Annotated in this window: 26 protein-coding genes and 1 riboswitch; of the genes, 23 read left to right on the top strand and 3 right to left on the bottom strand. The window is 69.4% G+C overall.

Annotated features, from left to right (window positions below; all coding sequences use genetic code 11):
- Positions 1-41 precede the first annotated feature (41 nt).
- Positions 42-536 (bottom strand): hypothetical protein, encoded by a 495-nt coding sequence (locus tag GYB83_RS15760; protein WP_161896359.1) that lies wholly within the window; start codon positions 534-536, stop codon positions 42-44.
- A gap of 162 nt (positions 537-698) precedes the next feature.
- On the opposite strand from GYB83_RS15760, the gene GYB83_RS15765 reads away from it, so the two are divergent.
- The gene (locus tag GYB83_RS15765) at positions 699-1337 is read left to right on the top strand and encodes a response regulator (protein ID WP_161896360.1); all 639 of its coding nucleotides are present in this window, start codon (positions 699-701) and stop codon (positions 1335-1337) included.
- A complete protein-coding gene (locus GYB83_RS15770) occupies positions 1337-2593 on the top strand; it encodes a sensor histidine kinase (RefSeq protein WP_161896361.1) in 1257 nt (418 codons plus the stop codon). Before GYB83_RS15765 ends, GYB83_RS15770 begins: the two co-directional genes overlap by 1 nt.
- On the opposite strand, the gene GYB83_RS15775 is transcribed toward GYB83_RS15770, so the two are convergent.
- Entirely contained in the window at positions 2580-3644 is a 1065-nt protein-coding gene (locus GYB83_RS15775; protein WP_161896362.1) for a polyhydroxyalkanoate synthase family protein, read from the bottom strand. The genes GYB83_RS15770 and GYB83_RS15775 overlap by 14 nt on opposite strands.
- Before the next feature lie 218 nt (positions 3645-3862).
- Here GYB83_RS15775 and mihF point away from each other — a divergent pair, with 218 nt between their 5' ends.
- From mihF to ribD, 10 genes are all read left to right on the top strand, one after another.
- Positions 3863-4177, top strand: coding sequence for an integration host factor, actinobacterial type (gene mihF, locus GYB83_RS15780; protein WP_008377956.1), 315 nt, complete (start codon positions 3863-3865; stop codon positions 4175-4177).
- Positions 4178-4179: 2 nt separating this feature from the next.
- The gene (gmk, locus tag GYB83_RS15785; RefSeq protein ID WP_161896363.1) at positions 4180-4803 is read left to right on the top strand and encodes a guanylate kinase; all 624 of its coding nucleotides are present in this window, start codon (positions 4180-4182) and stop codon (positions 4801-4803) included.
- Positions 4800-5096 (top strand): DNA-directed RNA polymerase subunit omega, encoded by a 297-nt coding sequence (gene rpoZ / locus GYB83_RS15790; RefSeq protein WP_161896364.1) that lies wholly within the window; start codon positions 4800-4802, stop codon positions 5094-5096. Before gmk ends, rpoZ begins: the two co-directional genes overlap by 4 nt.
- 9 nt (positions 5097-5105) lie before the next feature.
- A complete protein-coding gene (gene coaBC / locus GYB83_RS15795) occupies positions 5106-6359 on the top strand; it encodes a bifunctional phosphopantothenoylcysteine decarboxylase/phosphopantothenate--cysteine ligase CoaBC (protein WP_161896365.1) in 1254 nt (417 codons plus the stop codon).
- A 70-nt stretch (positions 6360-6429) separates the two neighbouring features.
- Positions 6430-7644 carry a methionine adenosyltransferase gene (gene metK / locus GYB83_RS15800; RefSeq protein ID WP_161896366.1) on the top strand — a complete coding sequence of 405 codons (1215 nt, stop codon included), beginning with the start codon at positions 6430-6432 and terminating at the stop codon, positions 7642-7644.
- Positions 7645-7716: 72 nt separating this feature from the next.
- Positions 7717-9657: a primosomal protein N' gene (locus GYB83_RS15805; RefSeq protein ID WP_161896367.1), complete on the top strand. Its 1941-nt coding sequence runs from the start codon at positions 7717-7719 to the stop codon at positions 9655-9657.
- A gap of 2 nt (positions 9658-9659) precedes the next feature.
- Entirely contained in the window at positions 9660-10601 is a 942-nt protein-coding gene (fmt, locus tag GYB83_RS15810; protein ID WP_161896368.1) for a methionyl-tRNA formyltransferase, read from the top strand.
- A complete protein-coding gene (locus tag GYB83_RS15815; RefSeq protein WP_161896369.1) occupies positions 10598-12046 on the top strand; it encodes an RsmB/NOP family class I SAM-dependent RNA methyltransferase in 1449 nt (482 codons plus the stop codon). The genes fmt and GYB83_RS15815 overlap by 4 nt, the downstream gene beginning before the upstream one ends.
- A 67-nt stretch (positions 12047-12113) precedes the next feature.
- A complete protein-coding gene (gene rpe, locus GYB83_RS15820; protein ID WP_161896370.1) occupies positions 12114-12818 on the top strand; it encodes a ribulose-phosphate 3-epimerase in 705 nt (234 codons plus the stop codon).
- 5 nt (positions 12819-12823) lie between these two features.
- Positions 12824-13849 (top strand): bifunctional diaminohydroxyphosphoribosylaminopyrimidine deaminase/5-amino-6-(5-phosphoribosylamino)uracil reductase RibD, encoded by a 1026-nt coding sequence (gene ribD / locus GYB83_RS15825; RefSeq protein WP_161896371.1) that lies wholly within the window; start codon positions 12824-12826, stop codon positions 13847-13849.
- A gap of 7 nt (positions 13850-13856) precedes the next feature.
- Here ribD and GYB83_RS15830 read toward each other — a convergent pair whose 3' ends face one another.
- Positions 13857-14081, bottom strand: a complete 225-nt coding sequence (locus GYB83_RS15830; protein WP_161896372.1) for a lipopolysaccharide assembly protein LapA domain-containing protein — start codon at positions 14079-14081, stop codon at positions 13857-13859.
- An 86-nt stretch (positions 14082-14167) separates the two neighbouring features.
- Positions 14168-14322: riboswitch (FMN riboswitch) on the top strand.
- Positions 14323-14378: 56 nt separating this feature from the next.
- Here GYB83_RS15830 and GYB83_RS15835 point away from each other — a divergent pair.
- The 11 genes from GYB83_RS15835 to tpiA all read left to right on the top strand — a co-directional run bounded on the left by GYB83_RS15835 (position 14379) and on the right by tpiA (position 25481).
- Positions 14379-15002 (top strand): riboflavin synthase, encoded by a 624-nt coding sequence (locus GYB83_RS15835; RefSeq protein ID WP_161896373.1) that lies wholly within the window; start codon positions 14379-14381, stop codon positions 15000-15002.
- The gene (locus GYB83_RS15840; protein WP_161896374.1) at positions 15002-16276 is read left to right on the top strand and encodes a bifunctional 3,4-dihydroxy-2-butanone-4-phosphate synthase/GTP cyclohydrolase II; all 1275 of its coding nucleotides are present in this window, start codon (positions 15002-15004) and stop codon (positions 16274-16276) included. The genes GYB83_RS15835 and GYB83_RS15840 overlap by 1 nt, the downstream gene beginning before the upstream one ends.
- On the top strand, positions 16273-16743 hold the full coding sequence (gene ribH, locus GYB83_RS15845) for a 6,7-dimethyl-8-ribityllumazine synthase (RefSeq protein WP_161896375.1): 471 nt from the start codon (positions 16273-16275) through the stop codon (positions 16741-16743). Before GYB83_RS15840 ends, ribH begins: the two co-directional genes overlap by 4 nt.
- The gene (locus GYB83_RS15850; RefSeq protein ID WP_161896376.1) at positions 16740-17213 is read left to right on the top strand and encodes a PH domain-containing protein; all 474 of its coding nucleotides are present in this window, start codon (positions 16740-16742) and stop codon (positions 17211-17213) included. The genes ribH and GYB83_RS15850 overlap by 4 nt, the downstream gene beginning before the upstream one ends.
- Positions 17214-17346: 133 nt before the next feature.
- Complete coding sequence (uvrC, locus tag GYB83_RS15855; protein WP_161896377.1) at positions 17347-19296, top strand: excinuclease ABC subunit UvrC; 1950 nt, start codon at positions 17347-17349, stop codon at positions 19294-19296.
- A complete protein-coding gene (rapZ, locus tag GYB83_RS15860) occupies positions 19280-20200 on the top strand; it encodes an RNase adapter RapZ (RefSeq protein ID WP_161896378.1) in 921 nt (306 codons plus the stop codon). Before uvrC ends, rapZ begins: the two co-directional genes overlap by 17 nt.
- On the top strand, positions 20197-21210 hold the full coding sequence (locus GYB83_RS15865) for a gluconeogenesis factor YvcK family protein (protein ID WP_161896379.1): 1014 nt from the start codon (positions 20197-20199) through the stop codon (positions 21208-21210). Before rapZ ends, GYB83_RS15865 begins: the two co-directional genes overlap by 4 nt.
- 102 nt (positions 21211-21312) lie before the next feature.
- Positions 21313-22290 (top strand): DNA-binding protein WhiA, encoded by a 978-nt coding sequence (gene whiA / locus GYB83_RS15870; protein ID WP_186349861.1) that lies wholly within the window; start codon positions 21313-21315, stop codon positions 22288-22290.
- A 166-nt stretch (positions 22291-22456) separates the two neighbouring features.
- Complete coding sequence (gene gap, locus GYB83_RS15875) at positions 22457-23476, top strand: type I glyceraldehyde-3-phosphate dehydrogenase (protein ID WP_161896381.1); 1020 nt, start codon at positions 22457-22459, stop codon at positions 23474-23476.
- A 4-nt stretch (positions 23477-23480) separates the two neighbouring features.
- Entirely contained in the window at positions 23481-24692 is a 1212-nt protein-coding gene (locus GYB83_RS15880; protein WP_161896382.1) for a phosphoglycerate kinase, read from the top strand.
- 3 nt (positions 24693-24695) lie between these two features.
- The gene (gene tpiA, locus GYB83_RS15885) at positions 24696-25481 is read left to right on the top strand and encodes a triose-phosphate isomerase (RefSeq protein WP_161896383.1); all 786 of its coding nucleotides are present in this window, start codon (positions 24696-24698) and stop codon (positions 25479-25481) included.
- The last annotated feature ends 65 nt before the right edge of the window (positions 25482-25546 follow it).

A 25546-nucleotide genomic window follows, 5' to 3' on the forward strand; every position in this document is an offset into this window, starting at 1 on the left:
CGGTCGCGGGCGCCGGGCTCTGGCGTGGTCTGAGGCGGCGGTCACCACAGGTCGAATCCGGCGTTGACGGTGGGATATCCGGTGTCGACGGTGGAGGTGATCCGGTACTGGTCTCCGGTGGTTCCGGTGGCGTTGGTGTTCGCTCCGGACGGGGCGTCGACGATCTGGTAGACGGCCTTGGGTCCGGTCGCTCCGATCCGGTAGTTCACGGTGACGGTCTCGGCGTGGCCGGTGGGAGCGGCTGCGGTGACGGTCTCGGTGGCGTACGGGGCCAGGGTGTGCCGGGGTGCGTTGATCCACTGGCCGCCGCCTGCCGAGGAGCCGAGGAGGTGTTCGGTCTTGTCGGTGTGGTTGGTGATCGTCATGGCGACGGTCGGTTCGCCGGGGTGGGTGATGGGCATGGTGCCGGCGTGGGCCGCGCCGGCTCCGACGGCCGCGGCTGCGGTGATGCCCGCGGCGATGGCGACGGCTGCGCCCGCGGCGGCGAGGCGGTTGCGGGAGAGGCGGCGCCCGGTGGTTGCGGTGGTGGTGTTCATGGTGGTTCCTCGTCTCTGGCGTGTGGCCGGTGGTGTGTCGTTGTCTGACACCCATGACTCTGCCCGCCGGAGAGGCCGGTGAACGTCCCCGCGACGGGGGATGCACCGGTGGAAACGCGTATCCACCGATCGGGGGAGGACCGCGGCGAATATCATCGCGAGATGACTGAGCAGGTGACGGTCGTCGTGGTCGACGATCACCCTTTCTTCCGCGACGGCGTACGCCGCGCGCTCCAGGACAGCGGCCGGATCCGCGTCGTCGGCGAGGCCGCAGACGGCCGCGCGGGCCTCGACATGATCCGTCAGATGCGGCCCGACGTGGCCGTCGTCGACCACCAGATGCCCGAGCTGACCGGGACGGACCTCGCGCACGCGCTGGCCCGCGACGGCGGCGAGACGAGGGTGCTCATGCTCTCCGCGGTCGTCGACGCACCCGTCGTCTATCGGGCCCTGCAGGAGGGCGCCCGAGGCTACCTGTCGAAGGAGAGCGGACGCGACGACATCGTCGCCGCAGTCCTCGCCGTCGCGAAGGGATCGACTGTGATGCCGCCGGACCTCGCGGCCGCGCTGGTGGGAGAGATCCACGCCAACGCCGCCAAGGACTCGATCACGCTGAGCGAACGCGAGTCGCAAGTCCTGCACGGCTTCGCTCGCGGACAGTCGATTCCGCAGATCGCCGCCGAGCACTTCATCGCCGCGTCCACCGTCAAGACGCATACGCAGCGCCTCTACGAGAAGCTGGGCGTCTCCGACCGGGCCGCGGCGGTCGCCGAGGGGATGCGGCGAAAGCTCATCGACTGATGACGGCGCAGACCGAGCCCGCGATCGACGAGATCGCCGTCGATCACATCCGGAAGGGCACCCGGATCCGGACGGTGCTCCGGGGCCTGTTCGTGGTGTTCCTGATCCTGACGGTGCTGTTCGCCCCGCCCGACGCCGATCTGACGGCCACCGTCGCGATCGTCGCCTGCTACACGGTGTGGGCGGCCGTGACCGGTCGACTCGGGTGGATCGACCGCACGGCCCGAGCTGTTCGATGGATCTGGCCGACGCTGCTCGTCGACGCCGCCGTGCTGACCGCGCTGACGGTGATCGCGGGCCGGTCCGACGCGACGGCGTGGACCACGTTCATCCTGCTCAACGGTTTCGCACTGCTTCCGTTGATGGCGGCGACCCAACTCGATCCGACGGTCTGCGCACGGGTCGGTGTCGTGTCCGTCGTCGTGTACTTCGCGGCCGCGATGGTCGCGCAGAGCACGTCGACCGAGCCGACGTCCACGATCGCGCTGCACACCTTCGTCATCGCCGTATTGGCGCTGGGCAGCGTGCTGCTGTCGGCCGTGCAGCGGTCGCGGGTGGAGACCATCGAGGAACTCGCCCGCGACCGTGCGCGTCTGCTCGACGAACTGGTCGGCGTCGAGGACCGGGAACGGGCACAGCTGGCCGAAGCGCTGCACGACGGGGCCCTCCAGTACGTGCTGGCCGCACGTCAGGAGCTCGACTCCATCGAGTGCCGTCGCGATGAGGAGTCCCTGGCGCGAGTGCACACCGCGCTGAGCGAGGCGACCGGCCTGCTCCGGACGACCCTGGCGTCCCTGCACCCCGCCGTGCTCGACGAGCACGGGCTGGGCCCGGCATTGTCGGATCTGGGGACGGCCGCGCGGTCGGCCGCGGGCGGGACGGGACCGTCGATAGTCGTCGACGTGGTCGCATGGCCCGACGGGGTGACACCGGTCGACCGAGTCCTGTATGCGGCGGCCCGCGAACTGCTGTCGAACGCCCTCCGTCACAGTAGCGCCACGACGATCGAGGTGACGGCCGAGGCGACGGACGGCGAGGCCCGCGTCGTGGTCGTCGACGACGGTGTCGGCATCGGCGACGCGGCGAGCGGCGCGGCCCGGTCCGCACGGTTGGCGCAGGGGCACCTCGGTCTCGCGTCCCGGGCGATCCGCCTCGAAGTGGCGGGCGGGTCGTTGCGTCTGCGGTCGCGTCCGGGCGGGGGGACGGCGGCGATCGCGTCCGTCCCGCTCGGGGCGACGGAGGTCAGTGGGAGTTGAGGCCGTCGCGGAACGCCGCGATGGCGGGCCACGTGTGCGCGGCCGCGTCGGGACCCGTGAGGAGACCGAGATGGCTTGACTCGACCGTGTGGAACTCCACATGTGTCGACGACGCCAGGAGCTCGCGGCCGTGGGCCGCCGCTGCGTGGCTGACGATCGCGTCCCGATGGGAACCGACGGTGAACACCGGAGCCGTCAGCGTCCGCACGTCCACCGTGTGATCGCCCAGGTGCAGCACGCCCTCAGCGATCTCGTTGCCGATCACCAGGTTCACCAGCATCTGCTCGGTGACCCGGCCGGGGTATCCCGGCATGGCGTCCTGGAAACGGTCGATGACCTGCATCCGGATCAGTGCGTCGTGGTCGTCGATGTTGTCGAGGATGTACTTCGGCTTGCGCAGTTCGCGCTGCCAACTCGTCGCCCGGTACGAGAGCTGCACGAGCGCCGCGGGCACGCCGACCGACCGTGCGATGGCGCGGAGCGGGCGACCGCCGGTGGGCTTCAACACCTTCCGCGCCGCCGCGTACATCGGCATCGCCGCGTAGTCCAGGGGAGTCCCGACGGTGATGACCGACCGGATCGGCAGGTCCCTGCGGTGGGCGGCGGTGAGGATGCTGATGGTTCCGCCCAGGCTCCAGCCCATCAGGTCGACGGCGTCGGCGCCCGCACGGAAGTCGTCGACGGCGTCGGCGACGGCGCGGGGCACGAAAGTGTCGAAGTAGTCCTCGAACCCGAGACGGCGATCTGCGTAACCGACGTCGCCGAAGTCGACGACATACGGGATGGTCCCGGTCGACAGCAGGAATTCGACCACGGAGTTGGCTGGGGCGGCCCCGGGCGCCAGGTCGTAGCAGCTCGCGGGCACCGCGAGCGGCGGCACGAGCAGCACCGGAACGGCCCCGGCCTCACGGGCCGCGTCGAGCTGCCGCGGTGTGCCGTACCTGCGAAGACGCCCGTGCGCACGGTCGGCGACGACGACCGACTCGGACTCGGTGTGCGGCGCGAGATCGTTGCGGAGGACGCGGGCGATGGTGCGAAGGTCGCTGAACATGGCAGGCACGGTACTGACCCGCCGTTTCCGCGGCGCGCCCGGGGTGGTTGATGGCATGTCCGGGGCCGCCGGGGTACCGTTTGGGCTGGTCTCAGCGACGAGCGTTACGATCGTCGTGATCGCCGGGGGTCGGCACAGGCCCTGCGACGAACCATCACGAGACGCTGATAGCGTCTCGTGGACAATCCGAACTGTCGAAAACGAAAGACGGAGGAACCGTGGCTCTTCCCCAGTTGACTGATGAGCAGCGCGCAGCCGCGCTTGAGAAGGCGGCCCAGGCCCGCCGTGTGCGTGCCGAGCTCAAGGAGCGCCTGAAGCGCGGCGGCACCGACCTCAAGCAGGTCCTCGCCGATGCCGAGAACGACGAGATCCTGGGCAAGATGAAGGTGTCCGCTCTCCTCGAGGCTCTGCCGAAGGTCGGCAAGGTCAAGGCACAGGAGATCATGACCGAGCTGGAGATCGCTCCGACGCGTCGTCTGCGCGGCCTGGGCGACCGTCAGCGCAAGGCTCTGCTCGAGAAGTTCAGCTCCTGAGCGTGCCCGAATCTAGAACCCGACCGAGGGGCCGACTGGTTGTACTGGTCGGCCCCTCGGCCGTTGGCAAGTCGACCGTCGTCCGACGGCTCCGCGAGCTGCTGCCCGAGCTGTACTTCAGCGTGTCGGCGACGACGCGCGAGCCCCGCCCCGGCGAGGAACACGGTCGCGACTACTACTTCGTGAGCCGAGAGGCCTTCGACGCGATGATCGAGGCCGACGAGATGCTCGAGTGGGCCGACATCCACGGAGGCATCCAGCGGTCGGGCACGCCCGCTGGTCCTGTCGAGGAGGCGCTCGACGCCGGACGACCGGTCCTCGTCGAGGTGGATCTCGTCGGAGCCCGCAACGTCGTCGAGCATCTTCCCGACGCGATCACCGTGTTCCTGTCGCCGCCGAGTTGGGACGAGCTGGTGGCTCGTCTGACCGGGCGGGGAACCGAGACCGACAAGGTCATCGCCCGCCGATTGGCGACGGCGCGTGTCGAGATGGACGCACGCGACGAGTTCCGACACGTCGTCGTGAACGACGATGTCGACGAATCGGCAGAACAATTGCTAAACTTGCTGGTCGGGCCGCACACGGAATCGCGGTCGGCCGAACATACTGCGCAGGAGAAGTTTTGAGCACTCAGACAGATCTCGATCCGACCATCGTCGACGAGCCCGTGTACGACACGCCGCTTGGCATCACGAACCCGCCGATCGACGAACTGCTCGAGCGCACCTCGTCGAAGTACGCCCTGGTCATCTACGCGGCCAAGCGCGCACGTCAGATCAACGACTACTACAACCAGCTCGCCGAGGGCATCCTCGAATACGTCGGCCCGCTGGTGGAGCCGGGCGTCCAGGAGAAGCCGCTCTCGATCGCGATGCGTGAGATCCACTCCGACCTCCTCGAGCACACCGAAGGCGAATAGGCCGCACACGTGTCGCACATCCTGATCGGGGTGGGCGGGGGGATCGCCGCCTACAAGGTGTGTTCGGTCATCCGGCACTTCACCGAGGCCGGCCACGACGTGCGGGTGATCCCGACGCGCGCGGCGCTCAACTTCGTCGGCAAGGCCACCTTCGAGGCGCTGTCCGGCAACCCGGTGAGCACCGAGGTGTTCGACGATGTCGACGAGGTGGCGCATGTCGCGCTCGGCAGGCGCGCCGATCTCGTGATCGTCGCCCCGGCGACCGCCGATCTGATGTCGCGGGCCGTCGCCGGTCGCGCGGACGATCTGCTGACCGCCTCGCTGCTGACCGCCACCTGCCCGGTGATGTTCGTCCCGGCGATGCACACCGAGATGTGGGAGCATCCGGCGACCGTCGCCAACGTGACCACGCTGCGCGAGCGCGGCGTCACCGTCATGACTCCGGCGAGCGGACGTCTCACCGGAGCCGACACTGGAGCCGGTCGTCTGCCGGAACCCGCGGAGATCGGTCTGCTCGGCGACTTGCTGCTGGCGCGGCCGGACGCGTTGCCGTACGACCTCGCCGGGCTCCGTGTCCTGGTGAGCGCGGGCGGCACCCGTGAACCGCTCGACCCGGTCCGCTACCTGGGCAATCACAGCTCGGGAAAGCAGGGATACGCCCTGGCCCGGGCGGCCGCACAGCGAGGTGCGCGGGTGACGCTCGTGGCCGGTGCGACGACCGACCCGGGCGATCCGGCCGCGGTGGACGTCGTGCACATCGACTCCGCCGTCGAACTCGAACGCGAGATGCAGGCTCGCGCCGTCGCCGCCGACGTCGTCATCATGGCGGCCGCCGTCGCCGATTTCCGCCCGATCAGCGTCGCCGGGTCGAAGATCAAGAAGGGCGCGGACGGTCCGGAGCCGATCGCGCTCGACACCAACCCCGACATCCTCGCCGGACTCGTCCGGTCGCGGAACGACGGTGTGATCCGTGCCGACACGGTGATCGTCGGATTCGCGGCCGAGACCGGCGACGAGAACGGCGGTGTGCTCGATCACGGCCGAGCCAAGCTCCGCCGAAAAGGCTGTGACCTGCTCATCGTCAACGCGGTCGGCGACGGCAAGGCGTTCGGCACCGAAGACAACACCGGCTGGGTGCTGACCGCGGACGGCCGTGAGACCGCCCTGCCGTTCGGGTCGAAGACATTGATGGCGAGCAGAATCCTTGACGAAGTGGCCGCCGTCGTGCCGAATGGTGGGCGAACGGCCGAATCAGACCTCTGACCGAGCGTCTGGCACAGTCGATGAAGAGTGCGGGGCACAGCCCTGCGAAACCGCATCCCGAGAGGAACCGATGACCGCCTCAGCGTCCCGCCTGTTCACCAGCGAGTCCGTGACGGAAGGGCACCCCGACAAGATCTGTGACGCGATCAGCGACTCGATCCTGGACGCGCTGCTCGCCGTGGACCCGAAGGCCAAGGTGGCGGTCGAGACGCTCGTCACGACCGGCCAGGTCCACGTCGCGGGCGAGGTCAACACGGTCGGCTACGTCGACATCCCGACGATCGTCCGCGAGAAGATCATCGAGATCGGCTACGACTCGTCGACGAAGGGCTTCGACGGAGCATCGTGCGGCGTCAACGTCGCGATCGGCGCCCAGTCGCCCGAGATCGCTCAGGGCCTGACCGATTCGCACGAGGCGCGCACCGGTGCCAGCGCCGACGAGATCGATCTGCAGGGCGCGGGCGACCAGGGTCTGATGTTCGGGTACGCCACCGACGAGACCCCGGAACTGATGCCGCTGCCGATCGCGCTGGCCCACCGCCTGTCGCGCCGTCTCACCGAGGTGCGCAAGAACGGCACGCTGCCGTACCTGCGTCCCGACGGCAAGACCCAGGTCACCATCGAGTACGCGGGCGACGTCCCGGTCCGCCTGGACACCGTCGTCGTGTCGACGCAGCACGCCGCGGACATCGACATCGACGGCATGCTGGCGCCCGACATCCGTGCCAACGTCCTGCAGCCGGTGTTCGACGAGCTCGACCTCCCCGTCGCATTGGACACGAGCAACCCGCGCCTGCTGGTGAACCCGACGGGCAGCTTCGTCCTCGGCGGACCGATGGGTGACGCGGGCCTGACCGGCCGCAAGATCATCGTCGACACCTACGGCGGCATGGCCCGCCACGGTGGCGGTGCGTTCTCGGGCAAGGACCCGTCGAAGGTCGACCGCAGCGCCGCGTACGCGATGCGGTGGGTCGCCAAGAACGCCGTCGCGGCCGGACTGGCGAAGCGCATCGAGGTCCAGGTCGCGTACGCGATCGGCAAGGCCGCACCCGTCGGTCTGTTCGTCGAGACGTTCGGCACCGAGAAGGTCGACCCCGGCACCATCCAGAAGGCGATCGCCGAGGTCTTCGACCTGCGTCCGGGCGCGATCGTCCGCGACTTGGAGCTGCTGCAGCCGATCTACGGCCCGACCGCCGCGTACGGCCACTTCGGCCGCACGGACATCGACCTGCCGTGGGAGCGCACGGACCGCGTCGACGAACTCCGCAAGGCCGCCGGCCTGTAGGTGTCCTCACCGACTGACACTCGCAATCAACGGGTCGCTGCATCGCAGCGGCCCGTTGCTCGCGTTCTGCCGATGCTGTCGCTCGCGCATCTGGACCGGCCGTTCGACTATCTGGTCGACGAGAAGTCCGACGCCACGGCCCAGCCGGGCGTCCGGGTGCGCGTGCGATTCGCGGGGCGACTCGTCGACGGGTACCTGCTCGAGCGGCTCGACCGCAGCGAGCACACCGGGAAGCTCGCATGGCTCGAGCGGGTGGTCTCGCCCGAACGGGTGCTGACCGACGAACTCGCGCACCTCTGCCGGGCCGTCGCCGACCGGTACGCCGGGACGATGCCGGACGTCGTGCGGCTCGCGGTGCCGCCGCGGCACGCCAGGGTGGAGAAGGATGCGCCCGTGCAGGGCTGCGCCGCGCCGGTCGCGGCGCCGGACATGAGCGGCTGGGACGTGTACCCGACCGCGGGGTCGTTCGTGCGGGCCGCCGTCGACGGCAGACATCCGCGCGCGGTGTGGCAGGTGCTCCCCGGCGACGACTGGGCGACGCGTCTGGCCGAACTCGTCGCGTCCGTCGCCGCCGCCGGACGGGGAGCGATCGTCGTCGTCCCCGATCAACGCGACCTCGACCGTCTCGAGGCCGCGTGCGCGCCGCTGTTGGGGGGCGGATGCGTGACGCTCGCGGCCGGGCTCGGCCCCTCGGCACGGTACCGCCGGTGGCTCGCCGTGCTGCGCGGGCAGGCGTCGGTGGTGATCGGCACCCGGAGCGCGGTGTTCGCGCCGGTCGTCGACCTGGCGCTGACGATCGTCTTCGACGACGGCGACTCCAGTTTCGACGAGCCACGAGCGCCGTACCCGCATCCGCGCGAGGTCGCCGTCATGCGATCACACGCCACGAACACCGCCCTGCTCATCGGCGGTCACTCGCGGACCACCGAGGCGCAGGCCCTCGTGTCGTCGGGCTGGGCGCACGACCTGACCGCCTCGCGCGCCGACATCAGGGCGGCCGCCCCGTTGATCGAGGGTGTCGCCGAGGACGACCGCAGGCTCGGCGGCGATCCGCTCGCCCGGTCCGCACGCATCCCGGCGACCGCGTTCATCGCGGCCCGTAAGGCGCTGCAGGCCGGACTGCCGGTGCTCTTCAGCGTCCCGCGCCGCGGCTACCTGCCGTCGGTCGCCTGCGCGAAATGCCGAGAACACGCACGGTGCCGCACCTGCAACGGTCCGGTGTCGATGAACGAGCGCGGCGACCTCACGTGCCGATGGTGCGGTCGCCCCGAACTGCGGTTCGTCTGCCCGTCGTGCGGCGGCAAGGCGGTCCGCGCCCTCATGGTCGGCGACAAGCGGACCGCGGAGGAGCTCGGCAAGGCGTTCCCGGGAGTACCGATCGTGACCTCCGGCGGCACGAAGATCATCGACGAGATCGACGACGGTCCGCGCGTGGTGGTGGCGACGCCCGGAGCCCAGCCGCGAGCGCGCGGCGGGTACGGCGCGGCCGTCATCCTCGACACGTGGGCGCAGCTCGATCGAGAGGATCTGCGTGCGGGTGAAGAGGCCGTCCGCCTGTGGATGGCGATCGCGACGCTCGTCAGGTCCCGGGACGACGGCGGCCGCGTGGTGATCGTCGCCGACTCCGCCGGAGCCCAGGTGCAGGCGCTGATCTCGTGGAACCCGATCGGCTACGCGGCGGTCGAGCTCGACCAGCGGGCCGATCTCAAGTTCCCGCCCGCGGTCACGATGGCGTCGGTCGACGGTCCCGCCGCCGCGGTGAACGCATTCTGCGATCTGATCGAACTGCCGCCGGGCGCCGAGAAGCTGGGGCCCGTGCCGTTGCCCGCCGGTGTGCGTCGCCCGGCCGGGCTCGACGGCGACGACGACGTGGAACGGATGCTCCTGCGGACGCCGCGAGCCGTCGGCCGGACCCTGGCGCAGGCTCTCCGCACCGCGCAGGTGGTCCGGAACGCTCGACACGACGACACTGCGGGCATTCGTGTGCAGATCGACCCGCCTACGATTGGATGATCATGAGACTCGTCTTCGCAGGCACGCCAGACGTCGCCGTTCCCACCCTGAACGACCTGATCGCATCCGACGACCACGAGGTGGTCGGGGTGATCACCCGACCGGACGCCACCGCGGGACGCGGACGCAAGGTGGTGCGCTCGGATGTCGGGGCCGTGGCCGACGCCCACGGCATCGAGGTGATCACACCGCGTCGGATGTCCGACCCCGACGTCGCCGAGACCCTGCGGCGGTGGGCGCCCGACCTCGGCGTCGTCGTCGCCTACGGCGGCCTGATCCCGCAGGACGTCCTCGACATGCCCGTCCACGGGTGGGTGAACCTGCACTTCTCGCTGCTTCCGGCATGGCGTGGAGCCGCACCCGTGCAGGCGTCGATCGCCGCGGGCGACGAGATCACCGGAGCCAGCGTCTTCCAGTTGGAGGCAGGTCTGGACACCGGACCGGTGTTCGGGACCCTCACCGAACGCATCCGCACCACCGACACATCGGGCGACCTGCTGACGCGACTGGCCGCCGCGGGCTCGGGGCTGACGAAGGCCGTCGTCGACGGCATCGCCGCGGGCGAGCTGTCGCCGGTCGTGCAAGACCCCGAGGGCGTCTCCCACGCCGCGAAGATCACCGTCGACGACGCTCGGGTGCGATGGGACCTGCCGTCGCACGTCGTTGACCGCACGATCCGGGCGCACACGCCCGCACCCGGCGCGTGGACCGCGCTCGGCGACACACGGCTCAAACTGGGGCCCGTCACGCAGGCCGACGACGATCCGGCCGTCCCCGGTCCGCTCGACTCCGGGCAGCTCGGAGTGACGAAGAAGGCAGTCTACGTCGGCACCGCATCGGGCGCGGTGAAGCTCGGCACCGTGCAGGCTCCCGGCAAGAAGGCGATGAACGCAGCAGACTGGGCGCGTGGCACGCGCCCCGACGAGAACGGACGACTGGCATGACCCGTGGTGGACGGGGTTCGGCGCCCAGGCGTGGCGACCATGACCGAAACGACAGGAACCGCGATGAACGGCCGCGCGACAAGAAGTTGCGCGACAAGCCGGTCGACGGCGCACGCGGCCTGGCACTGCGGGTGCTGCGGTCGGTGCGGAAGGACGACGCGTACGCCAACCTCCTTCTGCCCAGGCTGCTGCGCGAGAGTCGTCTCGACGAGCGCGACCGCGGGCTCGCCACCGAACTGACGTACGGCACGTGTCGCAGCCTCGGCGTGCTCGACGCGGTGATCGCGTCGGCCGCGGGACGGCCCGTCGCCGAGATCGATGGCGACCTGCTCGACGTGCTCCGTCTGGGCACGTATCAACTGCTGCGGACTCGCATCGGTTCCCATGCGGCGGTGTCGACGTCGGTCGACCTCGTCCGCGCCGAGCACGGCATGGGGCAGGCCGGGTTCGTCAACGCGGTGCTGCGCAAGGTGAGCCAGCGCGACGAGCAACTGTGGATCGACGAGTTGGCTCCGTCGATGGCCGACGACATGGTCGGTCACCTCGCGTTCTCGTACGCGCACCCGAAGTGGATCGCGCAGGTGTTCGTCGACGCCCTCGGATCGGTAGGCGAACTCCAGGCCGCGCTCGCCGCCGACGACGAACGTCCGATCGTGCACCTCGTCGCACGCCCAGGTCAGATCACCGGCGAAGAACTCGCGCTCATCAGCGGGGGAGACGAGGGCCGATACTCCCCGTACTGCGTCTACCTGCCCGAAGGCGACCCCGGCAAGCTCGACGCCGTCCGCGACGGGTTCGCGGGCGTGCAGGACGAGGGCAGCCAGTTGGTGGCCCTCGCCCTCGGGCGCGCCGACGTCGGCCAGGACGCGGGCCGCTGGCTCGACCTGTGCGCGGGCCCCGGCGGCAAGGCCGCTCTGCTCGGTTCGCTCGCCGACCTCGACGGGGCACGCGTGGACGCCGTGGAAGTGTCCGAGCATCGTGCGAAGCTCATCGAGAAGGTCGTCGACGGGCTGCCCGTCACCGTCCACGTCGCCGACGGCCGGTCGTCGGGCCTTGAGCCCGGATACGACCGCGTGCTCGTCGACGCGCCGTGTTCGGGCCTCGGCTCACTGCGTCGCCGTCCGGAGGCCCGCTGGCGTCGGACGCCGGGCGAGGTCCCGGCGCTGGTCGCGCTGCAGACCGAACTGCTCACCGAGGCGCTGCGACTGGTCCGTCCCGGCGGCGTGGTCGTGTACTCGACGTGCTCGCCGCATCCGGCGGAGACGACCGGTGTCGTGGACGCAGTGCTCGCCGCGGACTCGTCGATCGAGCAGGTCGACGCCCGACCGCTCGTCGCCGGCGACCTCAACGAGCCGTCGGCCTTCGGCGGGGGTCCCCACGTCCAACTCTGGCCCCACCGCCACGACACCGACGCCATGTTCCTGGCCGTCCTACGCCGCTCCTGACCCGTCGCCCGTCGAGCGGAGTCGAGGCGTCGCACGGCGTCATGAGGGGTCTCGTAGGATTGTCGCCATGTGCAATCCTGGCCGTCCGGCACCGATGATCGCCCCGTCCATCCTGTCCGCCGACTTCGCGAACCTGCAGTCGGAGATCGCGGCCGTCGGGCCGTCCGACATCGATCCCGGTGTCGACTGGGTGCACGTCGACGTGATGGACAACCACTTCGTCCCCAACCTGACGCTGGGAATGCCGGTGGTGGAGAGCCTGCTCAAGGCGACCGACATCCCCCTCGACTGCCACCTGATGATCGCCGACCCCGGCCGTTGGGCTCCGCCGTACGCGGAGGCGGGTGCGTACAACGTCACGTTCCACGCCGAAGCGACCGACGACCCGACCTCGGTGGCCCGCGACATCCGTGCGGCGGGCGGCAAGGCCGGTCTCGCGCTCAAGCCGGGCACCGCGCTCGAGCCGTACGTGGAGATCCTCCGCGACTTCGACACCCTGCTGATCATGAGCGTCGAACCGGGCTTCGGCGGCCAGAAGTTCATGCCGGAAGTCCTCGACAAGGTGCGGGCGATCCGGAAGATCATCGACCGCGGCGATCTGCGACTGCTCGTCGAGATCGACGGCGGCATCGCCGACTCCACGATCGAGCAGGCCGCCGAGGCGGGCGTCGACTGCTTCGTCGCCGGGTCGGCCGTCTACGGCGGCGACGACCCCGCCGCGCGGGTCGCCGAACTGCGACGCAAGGCCACCGCGGTCCGCGAGAACGCCTGACGGCCATGATCGACGCGGCGACGATTGAGAGCGGCATGCGTCGAGCGATCGTCGAGTCGCAGTCCGCGGTCGGCACGAGTTCGCCGAACCCGCCGGTCGGCGCGGTGATCCTCGACGGCGACGGCCTGGTCGTCGGCGTCGGTCACACACAGCCGCCGGGCGGGCCGCACGCCGAGGTAGGCGCGCTGCGCGCGGCGGGCGAGGCCGCCATCGGCGGAATCGCGGTCGTCACGCTCGAACCGTGCAACCACACGGGCCGCACCGGGCCGTGCGCGCAGGCACTCATCGACGCCGGGATCTCGCAGGTTCACTACGCGGTCTCCGACCCCAATCCGACGGCGGCGGGCGGAGCGGCGACCCTGCGCGCGGCAGGCGTCGACGTGACCGGCGGGGTACTCGCCGAGACGGCCGCGCGGGGGCCGCTCCGGCAGTGGCTGCATCGTCAGCGCACCGGCAGGCCGCTCGTGACGCTGAAACTGGCGTCCACGCTGGACGGCCGGATCGCCGCGCCCGACGGCACGAGTCAGTGGATCACCGGGGCACAGGCCCGCGAGCACGCGCATCGACAGCGGTCGGTCGCCGACGCGATCGTCGTCGGGACGGGGACCGCCCTCACCGACGACCCGTCGCTCACCGCGCGCCGCACCGACGGAAGCCTGTATCCGCATCAACCGACACGCGTGGTCATGGGATCGCGGGAGGTCCCCGACTCCGCGAAGCTGCGCGACGGGACCTCTCCGTTCGTCCAGGTGCGATCGCACGATCCGCGCGACGTGCTCGACGCCCTGCCCGACGCGCTGGGCGTCATCGTCGAAGGCGGGCCCGCGATCGCCGGCGCGTTCCTCGCCGCGGGCCTCGTCGACGAGGTCCACCTCTACCTGGCGCCGACGATCCTCGGGGCCGGAGCGTCGTCGGTGGACGATGCGACCGTCGGCAGCCTGACCGACGCACACCGCTTCACTAGAGCAGCCGTGGAAACCGTCGGCGACGACCTGCTCGTCGTGCTGACGCGGGAGTCCGACTCACGCTGATTTCAAGTCAGCGACCGCCGCGGCGGCCGACGAACCATCCACCGACGAATCCGACGAGGGTCACCACCGTCAGCAACAGCCAGAGCGGGCCGTCGATGTTCCACCAGAACACCGTGAACTGCGCGTTCTCGGTGTTGCGGGCGATGAACACGACGGCGACAACGCCGATCAGGATCGGCAGCCAGTACTGCTTCAGAAACGTCGACGCGTCGTGATTGGTGTTCGTGGACATGCCGTTGACCTCTCGCTCGGGGGACGGCTGACGCCGGTGAACCTACGTGTATCACGGCACCGTCGTGACGCGTGCTACCTTCGGAAGGTAGTTCTCGGGGCGGGGTGAAAGTCCCCACCGGCGGTAGTGCCCTCCAGCAGGGACGAGCCCGCGAGCGCCCGCATCGGCGACGATGCGGGGTCAGCAGATTCTGGTGCGATTCCAGAGCCGACGGTCATAGTCCGGATACGAGAGAACGACAGTGCGGCACGGTGCCGTCACTGTCTGTCCCGAGCGCACCTGTGCAAAGGAGAGACGGTGTTCACCGGAATCGTTGAGGAGCGGGGCGAGATCGTCGCCCGCGACGACCTCGCAGAAGCCGCTCGTTTCCGCATTCGCGGCCCCCTCGTGACAAGCGACGCGTCGTTCGGCGACTCGATCGCCGTAAACGGCGTATGCCTCACGGTCGTCGAGTTGGAGGACGGCGCGTTCACCGTCGACGTCATGGCCGAGACGCTGCGCCGCAGCTCGCTCGACAAGCTCAGGCCGGGCGCGAACGTCAACCTGGAACGCGCGATGGCCGCAGGTGGACGCTTCGGCGGCCACATCGTGCAGGGCCACGTCGACGGCGTCGGGACGGTCGTCTCGATCTCGCCGTCCGAGAACTGGACCGTCGTCCGTGTGGCCGTGCCCGCAGACCTCGCCAAGTACGTCGTCGAGAAGGGGTCGATCACGATCGACGGGATCTCGTTGACGGTGTCCGCCATCGGACACGATCGGGAATACGGCGACTGGCTCGAAGTGTCTCTCATTCCGACGACTCTGTCGGAGACCACGTTGGGCGTCACCGCGACCGGTGCCCGCGTGAATCTTGAAGTCGATGTGATCGCGAAGTACGTCGAGCGTCTCACCGGCGCCGACCGGGCAGAAGGGCAGCAGTGATGAGCGAGCAGACCACCGAAGTGGTGCTGGACCCCATCGAACGGGCGATCGCCGACATCGCGGCGGGCAAAGCCGTCGTCGTGGTCGACGACGAGGACCGCGAGAACGAGGGCGACCTGATCTTCGCCGCGGAGAAGGCGACCCCGGAACTCGTCGCGTTCATGGTCCGCTACACGTCGGGTTACCTGTGCGTGCCGCTCGAAGGGGCCGACTGCGACCGCCTCGGCCTGCCGCCGATGATCGCGCAGAACCAGGACCGTCACGGCACCGCGTACACGGTCACCGTCGACGCACGTGAGGGAGTCGGCACCGGCATCAGTGCCGCCGACCGCGCTACCACGATGGTCAAGCTCGCCGATCAGACTGCGCAGCCGCACGACTTCACGCGTCCCGGCCACGTGGTGCCGCTCCGCGCCCGGGAGGGTGGTGTGCTGCGTCGCCCCGGCCACACCGAGGCCGCCGTCGACCTGGCGAAGCTCGCCGGTCTGTCGCCCGCGGGCGCGATCTGCGAGATTGTCAGCCAGAAGGACGAAGGCCACATGGCCCACGCCGAGGAACTGCGCGTGTTCGCCGACGAGCACGACCTCGCGATGATCTCCATCGCCGACCTGATCGCGTGGCGTCGCCGCAACGAGAAGCACGTCGAACGGGTCGCCGACGCACGGATCCCCACCGTCCACGGCGTGTTCCGCGCGGTCGGCTACTCGAGCCCGTACGACGACGCCGAGCATGTGGCACTGGTCATGGGCGACGTCTCGGGTGAGGACGGCAAGGGCGAGGACGTCCTGGTCCGCGTGCACTCCGAATGCCTCACGGGCGACGTCTTCGGTTCGCTGCGCTGCGACTGCGGTCCGCAGCTCGAGGCCGCGATGGCGATGGTCGCCGCCGAGGGCCGCGGCGTGGTCCTGTACATGCGCGGCCACGAGGGCCGCGGCATCGGCCTGATGCACAAACTGCAGGCGTACCAGCTGCAGGACGCGGGCCACGACACCGTCGACGCGAACCTCGAACTCGGTCTGCCTGCCGACGCCCGCGACTACGGCCTCGGCGCGCAGATCCTCGTCGACCTCGGCGTCCGGTCGATGCGCCTGTTGACGAACAATCCGGCCAAGCGCGTCGGACTCGACGGCTACGGGCTCCAGATCGTCGATCGTGTGCCGATGCCGTTGCGCGCCAACGCGGAGAACCTCCACTACCTGAAGACCAAGCGGGACCGGATGGGCCATATGCTCGACGGACTGGACGACTTCGACGGAGAGGGCACGCAGGCATGAGCGGCCACGGAGAACCCACACTCGACCTCGAGGACGCGAGCGGTCTGAAGGTCGCCATCGCCGCGTCGCAGTGGCACGAGACGATCTGCACCGCACTGCTCGACGGCGCCGAGCGCGCCGCGAGCGCGGCCGGTGTCGAGGATGTGACAGTGGTCCGCGTCGCGGGCGCCATCGAACTGCCGGTGATCGCGCAGGCACTGGCCCGCTCACACGACGTGGTCGTGGCTCTGGGTGTCGTCATCAAGGGTGAGACGCCGCATTTCGAGTACGTCTGCGACGCCGTCACCGCCGGACTCACCCGGGTGTCGCTCGACGAGTCGACGCCCGTCGGCAACGGCGTGCTGACGACGCTCAACGAGAAGCAGGCGCTCGACAGGTCCGGGCTTCCCGGTTCGTCGGAGGACAAGGGCGCTCAGGCGATGACCGCCGCGATCGCGTCGGCGTTGATCTTGGCGAAACTGGCGTGAGCTCGATAGGCGAGCAGGCCACCGGCACGGAGACCTGGGAGTACACGTACGAGCCGCGGTGGCTGCGGCGGGCCGGACTGTGGGCGGCCGGCGTGGTGATCGCGATCCATCTGGTGTTCGGTCTGCTGCTCAACATCTCGTACACGGGCGTCGGTGTCGGCTGGTCGGACAAGCTCGGTCTCATCGCTGTCGGGTTCGTGATCGCGGCCGCCGTCCTGCTCGTCTTCCGAACCCGCCTGCGCGTCGGGCCCGACGGTGTGGGCGTCCGCAATCTCGTCGGTGAACGCGTGTTCACGTGGGATGTGGTCCGCGGTCTCGAGTACCCCGACAAGGGCTTCTCCGCACGCCTGCTCCTCCCGTCCGACGAGCACGTCCCCGTCCTCGCCGTCGGTTCCCGCGACGGCGACCGCGCCGTCGACGCCATGGAGACCTTCCGCGAGCTGTACACGAAGTACGCGACGCAGGCGTGAGCACGACGTGTTTAAGGTTCCCCGATTTCCGTAGTACTGGCGCGTAGGTCCAGCTTTCGTCGCGATTCGGGGAACCTCAGCCATCGACCCGGCGGCGAACGAGTTGTCGGAGACGCCGACTAGCCTGGATGACGTGGCAGACCCGTCGACCTACCGTCCGGCTCCGGGGGCGATCCCCACGGACCCCGGCGTCTACAAGTTCCGTGACACGCACCAGCGGGTGATCTACGTCGGCAAGGCGAAGAACCTGCGGTCGCGGTTGACGTCGTACTTCGCCGACATCACCGGACTCCATCCGCGCACACGGCAGATGGTGACGACGGCGGCGTCGGTGGAGTGGACCGTCGTCGGCACCGAGGTCGAGGCGCTGCAGCTCGAGTACAACTGGATCAAGGAGTTCGATCCGCGGTTCAACGTCCGGTACCGGGACGACAAGACGTACCCGATGCTCGCCGTCACGTTGAACGAGAAGTACCCGCGGGTCTTCGTGTACCGCGGCGCTCGCAAGCCCGGCGTCCGCTACTTCGGCCCCTACTCGCACGCATGGGCGATCCGCGAGACCGTCGACCTGCTGACCAGAGTGTTTCCGATCCGGACATGCTCGACGGGCGTCTTCCGCCGCAATGAGCAGATGGGCAGACCGTGCCTGCTCGGCTACATCGACAAGTGCTCGGCGCCGTGCGTCGGACGCGTCGACGCCGACGAGCACCGCGCCATCGTCGACGACTTCTGCGACTTCCTCGCGGGCAAGACGGACGTTCTCATCAAACGGCTCGAACGCGAGATGACCGCGGCCGCGGACGACCTCGACTTCGAACGGGCCGCACGTCTGCGCGACGACACGTCGGCGCTGCGGCGGGCGATGGAGAAGCAGGCAGTCGTCCTCGGCAGCGGAACCGACGCCGATGTGATCGCGATGGTCGGCGACGAACTCGAATCGTCGGTGACGATCTTCCACGTCCGCGACGGGCGCGTGCGAGGCGAACGCGGCTGGGTGGTCGAGGTGCAGGAGAACGCGACGCCGGGGGAGCAGGTCGAGTCGTTCCTCACCCAGTTCTACGGCGCCGAGTCGGACATGAGCTCGGGTATTCCAAGGGAAGTGCTGGTCCCGGCCCTGCCCGACGACGTCGATCAGATGCAGGACTGGCTCACGCAGCGGCGCGGCGCCCGGGTCGACGTCCGCGTGCCCCAGCGCGGCGACAAGCGGAACCTGATGACGACCGTCGAACGCAACGCGTCCGACGCCCTGGCCCGTCACAAACTGCAGCGCGCGGGCGACCTGACAACGCGTTCGGCCGCTCTGACCGAACTGCAGGAGCACCTGGGACTCGATGTCGCCCCGCTGCGCATCGAGTGCATCGACATCTCCCACGTGCAGGGCACCGACGTGGTCGCGTCACTCGTCGTCTTCGAGGACGGCCTGCCCCGCAAATCCGACTACCGCCACTACGGCATCAAGGAGGCCGCGGGCGACGGGCGGTCCGACGACGTCGCCTCCATCGCGGAGGTGACCCGCAGACGCTTCCTGCGCCACCGCGGCGGCGAGGCGACCCCGCCGCCGGAGGATCTGCCCGCGACGCAGGCGCCGGCCGACGAGACCAAGAAACGGAAGTTCGCGTATCCGCCGAACCTGTTCGTCGTCGACGGCGGCGCACCGCAGGTGCACGCGGCCGCTACGGTCCTCGAAGAACTGGGTGTCACGGACGTCGCGATCATCGGACTCGCGAAACGCCTCGAAGAAGTGTGGATTCCGGGTGATGATGAGCCGGTGATCCTGCCGCGCAACAGCGAAGCGCTCTTCCTGCTGCAACGTGTGCGCGACGAGGCGCACCGGTTCGCGATCACGTTCCACCGCAGCAAACGCAGCAAACGCATGACGGCGTCCGCGCTGGACGGAATCCCCGGGCTGGGGGCCACGAGGAGGACCGCACTGGTGACGCACTTCGGGTCCGTAGCAAACTTGAAGAACGCGACGGTCGATGAGATCGCGCAAGTGCCGGGCATCGGGATCACGACGGCGCAGTCGGTGCGCGACGCGCTCACCGCGGACGATTCGACGAAGGAGGATGTGCCCAGTGGCTGACAGTCCAGGATCCACGTACGAGGGGCCGACGACGGTGCTGTTCGTGACCGGCATGTCCGGCGCCGGACGGACGTCGGTGGCGAACGTCCTCGAGGACGACGGCTGGTACGTCTCCGACAACGTTCCGGTGTCGTTGATCTCGCAGCTCATCGACATGGTCCGGTCCGACGAGGACGGCCCGAACAAGATCGCACTCGTCGTGCGTGCTGGCGAGGCCGGGTTCGCCGACGAGATCGCCCGGCTGCGCGATCAGCTCGAAGCGGGTGGGGCACGCACGTCCATCGTCTTCGTCGACGCGTCCGACGACGTCCTCGTCCGACGTTTCGAACAGGTCAGGCGCCGACACCCGCTGCAGGGCAACGGCACCCTGAGTGAGGGCATAGCCGCCGAACGCCTCCGCCTTGCGGGTGTTCAGGCGGGCGCGGGCACGGTCATCGACACGTCCAACCTCAGTGCCACCCGGCTGCGGTCGATCGTCGCGAGCACGTTCGGCAGCGTCGGCAGCACCGCGCTGTCGGTGGCAGTGCAGTCGTTCGGGTTCAAATACGGTCTCCCCATCGACTGCAATCTCGTCGCCGACGTCCGATTCCTCCCGAACCCGTACTGGATTCCCGAACTCCGCGAGCACAACGGTCGGGACCCCGAAGTGCGCGACTACGTGCTCGGCCAGACCGACGCGCCGGAGTTCCTCGACCGGTACACCGATCTCGTCGGGATCGTCGCCCGCGGGTACAAGCGGGAAGGCAAGGGCTACATGACGATCGGCGTCGGCTGCACCGGCGGCAAGCACCGCAGCGTCGCGATGTCGACCGAGCTCGCCCGCAGGCTCAGCGAGATCGTCGACGAGGACGGCTCGCCGCTGTACAGCGTGCAGGTGACACACCGCGACCTGGGACGCGAATGACGGCCGACGACCAGCGGCCGATCAAGGCCGCGGCCCTCGGCGGCGGCCACGGACTGTTCAACACGATCACGGCCCTGCGGTACCTGACACCCGATGTGACGGCCATCGTCACGGTCGGCGACGACGGCGGATCGTCGGGGCGTCTCCGCAACGAGCTCGGCGGCATCCCGCCGGGCGATCTGCGGATGGCGTTGGCCGCCCTCATGGGTGCGCCCGCGGCGATCGAGCACTGGTCCGCCGCCGATCCGGCCAAGGCCCGTCGGCACAAGCGGTGGGCGCGCATCCTGCAGCACCGACTCGGCGGCTACGGGGCCCTCGCGGGCCACCCGGTCGGCAACCTGATGCTGGCGGGGGTCGAGGAGTTGACGGGCGACCCGGTGGAGGCGCTCGACGCGATGGTCGACCTGTTCGACATCGACGGACGCGTCCTCCCGATGTCGACGACGCCGCTGATCATCGAAGCCGATGTGACCGGACTGGAGTCCGATCCGAGGGTCAGTCGGGTGATTCGCGGGCAGGTGGCCGTCGCGACGACTCCCGGCACCGTACGGAGGGTCCGCGTGATCCCGAACGAGCCAGACGGCTGCGACGAGGCGACGGACGCCATCGCGGCCGCCGACGTCGTCACGCTCGGGCCCGGGTCGTGGTTCTCCAGCGTGATACCGCATGTGCTCGTCCCGTCACAGGTGGAGGCCCTGCGCACGACGACGGCGCGCAAGGTGCTGTTCGTGAACCTGGCGAACGAGCCGGGGGAGACCACGGGCTTCTCCGTCGAGAGACACCTGCACGTACTGCACGCCCACGCCGACACGGTCGGGGTGGACGACGTGATCGTCGACGCCGCGTCGGTGCCCGCGGGCGCCGAACGCGACCATCTCGAGCGTGCCGCCGCGTCGTTCGGCGCCCGACTGGTGGTGGCCGACCTGGCGGTCCCCGGAACACACGAACACGATCCGCGCAAAGCGGCGAACACTCTCGGTCGGCTGCTGAGCGGGGAACCGGGCCGGTAAGGTGAACCTTGATCAGGCCGCCCACCCCGTGTTCATCCGGGGGATTCGAGGGAGGCCGGCGGGGAAGATCACGTCAGCTAGAGGAGGCTACGACAAGTGGCGATGACCGGTGCGGTCAAAGACGAACTGAGCAGGCTGGCGGTCACGCAGATCAGCTGCCGGAAGGCCGAGGTGTCGGCGCTTCTGCGGTTCGCGGGGGGACTCCACATCCAGCAGGGGCGCGTCGTCGTCGAGGCCGAGGTCGACCTCGGCAACGTGGCGCGTCGACTCCGTCAGGAGATCCACGATCTGTTCGGGTACGCGTCCGACGTGCACGTCCTGCGATCCGGCGGGGCACGCAAGAGTGCGCGGTACATCGTCCGCGTCACGAAGGACGGGGAGGGACTGGCGCGGCAGACGGGTCTCCTCGACCTGCGTGGACGGCCGGTCCGCGGGTTGCCCGCTCAGGTCGTCGGCGGCAGCGTCGGCGACGCCGAGGCCGCGTGGCGCGGGGCCTTCCTCGCACACGGTTCGCTCACGGAGCCGGGTCGGTCGTCGGCGCTGGAGGTGAGTTGCCCCGGCCCGGAGGCCGCTCTCGCCCTCGTCGGTGCGGCACGACGCCTCGGGGTGACCGCCAAGGCGCGCGAGGTGCGCGGCGCCGACCGCGTCGTCATCCGCGACGGTGAGGCCATCGGCGCACTCCTGACCCGCATGGGCGCCCACGACACCCGGCTGGTCTGGGAGGAACGTCGCATGCGCCGCGAGGTTCGGGCCACCGCGAACCGGCTCGCCAACTTCGACGACGCCAACCTCCGTCGCTCGGCACGTGCGGCGGTCGCCGCCGCGGCCCGCGTGGAGCGGGCGCTCGAGATCCTCGGCGACGACATCCCCGATCATCTGCTCGCCGCGGGGACACTCCGCGTCCAGCACCGTCAAGCGTCGCTCGAAGAACTCGGTCAGCTCGCCGACCCGCAGATGACGAAGGACGCCGTCGCGGGCCGCATCCGCCGTCTGCTGTCGATGGCCGACAAGAAGGCGCGCACCGAGGGGCTTCCCGACACCGAGTCGGCGGTCACCGCCGAATTGATGGACGACGCGTAGTCGGCTGCGCCGTCTCGACTCCGCTCGACGGGCGGGAAGGATCGCTCGACGGGCGGCGAGGATCTTGAGACCTTCCGGTGATCGTCGGGGACCAGACCATTAGGCTAGTAACCAGCGGGTCGCGACAATACTCTCGGCCCTTCACTCACCGCTAAGGAGCACACCAGTGACTGTTCGCGTAGGCGTCAACGGCTTCGGCCGCATCGGCCGCAACTTCTTCCGCGCGGTGGACGCGCAGAAGGCGCTCGGCACCACCGACATCGAGATCGTCGCCGTCAACGACCTGACCGACAACGCGACTCTCGCGCACCTGCTCAAGTACGACTCGATCCTGGGCCGTCTGCCGCACGACGTCTCGCTCGAGGGCGACGACACCATCGTCGTCGGCGACCAGAAGATCAAGGCGCTGTCGCACCGCGGCCCGCTGGCCGAGCTGCCCTGGGGCGAGCTGGGCGTCGACGTCGTCGTCGAGTCGACCGGCATCTTCACCGACGCCGAGAAGGCCAAGGGACACCTCGAGGCCGGCGCGAAGAAGGTCATCATCTCGGCTCCGGCCAAGGGCGAGGACATCACCATCGTGATGGGCGTCAACGACGACCAGTACGACGGCAGCCAGACCATCATCTCGAACGCGTCGTGCACGACCAACTGCCTCGGCCCGATCGCCAAGGTCCTCGACGACGAGTTCGGCATCGTCAAGGGTCTGATGACCACGGTCCACGCCTACACCCAGGACCAGAACCTGCAGGACGGCCCGCACAGCGATCTGCGTCGCGCCCGCGCCGCGGCCACCAACGTGGTCCCCACCGGCACCGGAGCCGCGAAGGCCATCGGTCTGGTGCTCCCGCAGCTGCTCGGCAAGCTCGACGGCTACGCACTGCGCGTCCCGATCCCCACCGGCTCGGTCACCGACCTCACCGCCAACCTGGCGAAGCCCGCCACCGCGGCCGAGATCAACGCCGCCATGAAGAAGGCGGCCGAGGGTCCGCTCAAGGGCATCCTGAAGTACACCGAGGACCCGATCGTGTCGTCGGACATCGTCACCGACCCGCACTCGTCGATCTTCGACGCGGGCCTGACCAAGGTGATCGACGACCAGGTCAAGATCGTCTCCTGGTACGACAACGAGTGGGGCTACTCGAACCGCCTCGCCGACCTCATCGGCCTCGTCGCGAAGTCGCTCTGAGTCCATGGCAGTCCGTACCCTGAAGGACCTCCTCGCCGACGGCGTCGAGGGTCGCGGCGTACTCGTCCGCTCGGATCTGAACGTGCCGCTCGACGGCGGTCAGATCACCGACGCCGGTCGTATCATCGCGTCGGCGCCGACCATCCGCCAGCTGGTGGAGGCCGGAGCCAAGGTCATCGTGACCGCGCATCTCGGACGCCCGAAGGGCGAACCGGACGCCGCGCTGTCGCTGGCTCCCGTCGCCGCACGACTCGCCGAGGAGCTGGGCCGCAACGTCCAGCTCGCCGGTGACGTCGTCGGCAGCGACGCGCTCGCCCGCGCCGAGGGACTCACCGACGGTGACGTCCTGCTGCTGGAGAACATCCGCTTCGATCCTCGCGAGACGAGCAAGGACGACGCCGAGCGGGCTCAGCTCGCCGCGGCGCTCGTCGAACTCGTCGGCGACGACGGCGCGTTCGTCTCCGACGGTTTCGGCGTCGTCCACCGCAAGCAGGCGTCGGTCTACGACGTGGCGAAGGTGCTCCCCGCATATGCGGGCGATCTCGTCGCCACCGAGGTCGACGTCCTCGCCAAGATCACCGGCGACGTGGAGCATCCCTACGCGGTGGTCCTCGGCGGCTCGAAGGTGTCCGACAAGCTGGCCGTCATCGAAGCACTGGCGCCCAAGGTCGACACCCTCGTCATCGGCGGCGGCATGGCATTCACGTTCATCAAGGCACAGGGCAGCCCGGTGGGCGACTCGCTCCTGCAGGCCGACATGATCGACACCTGCAAGGGGCTGCTCGAACGCTTCGGCGACGTGATCCACCTGCCGCACGACATCGTCGTCGCGGACAAGTTCGCGCCGGACGCGTCGACGTCCATCGCGTCGACGGCCGACGGCTTCGACGAGGGCATGGGTCTGGACATCGGTCCGGGCACGGTCGAGCGTTTCGCCGCGGTCCTCACCGGCGCGAAGACGATCTTCTGGAACGGCCCGTCGGGCGTGTTCGAGTTCGAGAAGTTCGCCGCGGGCACCCGTGGTGTGGCCGAGGCCATCGCCCAGGCGACGGCGAACGGCGCGTTCAGCGTCGTCGGCGGCGGCGACTCGGCGGCGGCCGTGCGCGCACTCGGTCTCCCGGACGAGGCGTTCTCGCACATCTCGACCGGCGGCGGCGCGTCGCTGGAGTACCTGGAGGGCAAGGAACTTCCCGGCCTCTCCGTTCTGGAGGTCTGAGTCATGGCTCGCAAACCCCTGATCGCAGGCAACTGGAAGTGCAATCTGAACCACCTCGAGGGCATCGCCCTGGTGCAGAAGATCGCCTTCGCCCTGCCGGAGAAGTACTTCGAGAAGGTCGACGTGACGGTGATCCCGCCGTTCACCGACATCCGCAGCGTCCAGACCGTGGTCGACGGCGACAAGCTCCTGCTCACCTACGGCGCGCAGGACGTCTCCGAGCACGATTCGGGCGCGTACACCGGTGAGATCAGCGGAGCCTTCCTGGCGAAGCTGGGCTGCACCTACGCGGTCGTCGGGCATTCCGAGCGTCGGACGCTGCACGGCGAGTCGAACGAGACGGTGCTGGCGAAGACCAAGGCGGCTCTCCGTCACGGTCTGACCCCGATCGTCTGCATCGGCGAAGGTCTGGACGTCCGTGAGGCGGGCGACCACGTCGCGTACAACGTCGAGCAGATCAAGGCGTCGCTGGCCGGACTGTCGGCCGCGGACATCGCCAAGGTCGTCGTCGCGTACGAGCCCGTGTGGGCCATCGGGACCGGCAAGGTCGCCAGCGCCGACGACGCTCAGGAGGTGTGCGCCGCAGTCCGCGGTGCGCTCGTCGAGCTCGCCGACAAGGCCACCGCGGACGGTGTCCGCGTCCTGTACGGCGGCAGCGTCAACGCCAAGAACGTCGGCGAGATCGTCGGCAAGCCCGACGTCGACGGTGCTCTCGTCGGCGGAGCCTCGCTCAAGGCCGACGAGTTCGCTCAGCTGTCGGCGATCGCCGCCGGTGGGCCGCTTCTCTGATCGCAGTACCCATCACGTAGACTGTGGCAGGTCGTCCCCGCGCAGGCGGGGATGGTCTGCCACAC

Origin of the sequence: Gordonia spumicola (assembly GCF_009932475.1) — a bacterium.
In the GTDB taxonomy this organism is placed as follows: domain Bacteria; phylum Actinomycetota; class Actinomycetes; order Mycobacteriales; family Mycobacteriaceae; genus Gordonia; species Gordonia spumicola.

Bases quoted from the DNA above. Each gene is read 5' to 3' on its own strand.
- GYB83_RS15760 (WP_161896359.1), bottom strand. From the start codon at position 536: ATGAACACCACCACCGCAACCACCGGGCGCCGCCTCTCCCGCAACCGC.
- GYB83_RS15765 (WP_161896360.1), top strand. From the start codon at position 699: ATGACTGAGCAGGTGACGGTCGTCGTGGTCGACGATCACCCTTTCTTC.
- GYB83_RS15770 (WP_161896361.1), top strand. From the start codon at position 1,337: ATGACGGCGCAGACCGAGCCCGCGATCGACGAGATCGCCGTCGATCAC.
- GYB83_RS15775 (WP_161896362.1), bottom strand. From the start codon at position 3,644: ATGTTCAGCGACCTTCGCACCATCGCCCGCGTCCTCCGCAACGATCTC.
- metK (WP_161896366.1), top strand. From the start codon at position 6,430: ATGACCGCCTCAGCGTCCCGCCTGTTCACCAGCGAGTCCGTGACGGAA.
- GYB83_RS15805 (WP_161896367.1), top strand. From the start codon at position 7,717: ATGCTGTCGCTCGCGCATCTGGACCGGCCGTTCGACTATCTGGTCGAC.
- fmt (WP_161896368.1), top strand. From the start codon at position 9,660: ATGAGACTCGTCTTCGCAGGCACGCCAGACGTCGCCGTTCCCACCCTG.
- GYB83_RS15815 (WP_161896369.1), top strand. From the start codon at position 10,598: ATGACCCGTGGTGGACGGGGTTCGGCGCCCAGGCGTGGCGACCATGAC.
- rpe (WP_161896370.1), top strand. From the start codon at position 12,114: ATGTGCAATCCTGGCCGTCCGGCACCGATGATCGCCCCGTCCATCCTG.
- ribD (WP_161896371.1), top strand. From the start codon at position 12,824: ATGATCGACGCGGCGACGATTGAGAGCGGCATGCGTCGAGCGATCGTC.
- GYB83_RS15830 (WP_161896372.1), bottom strand. From the start codon at position 14,081: ATGTCCACGAACACCAATCACGACGCGTCGACGTTTCTGAAGCAGTAC.
- GYB83_RS15840 (WP_161896374.1), top strand. From the start codon at position 15,002: ATGAGCGAGCAGACCACCGAAGTGGTGCTGGACCCCATCGAACGGGCG.
- ribH (WP_161896375.1), top strand. From the start codon at position 16,273: ATGAGCGGCCACGGAGAACCCACACTCGACCTCGAGGACGCGAGCGGT.
- rapZ (WP_161896378.1), top strand. From the start codon at position 19,280: ATGTGCCCAGTGGCTGACAGTCCAGGATCCACGTACGAGGGGCCGACG.
- GYB83_RS15865 (WP_161896379.1), top strand. From the start codon at position 20,197: ATGACGGCCGACGACCAGCGGCCGATCAAGGCCGCGGCCCTCGGCGGC.
- whiA (WP_186349861.1), top strand. From the start codon at position 21,313: ATGACCGGTGCGGTCAAAGACGAACTGAGCAGGCTGGCGGTCACGCAG.
- GYB83_RS15880 (WP_161896382.1), top strand. From the start codon at position 23,481: ATGGCAGTCCGTACCCTGAAGGACCTCCTCGCCGACGGCGTCGAGGGT.
- tpiA (WP_161896383.1), top strand. From the start codon at position 24,696: ATGGCTCGCAAACCCCTGATCGCAGGCAACTGGAAGTGCAATCTGAAC.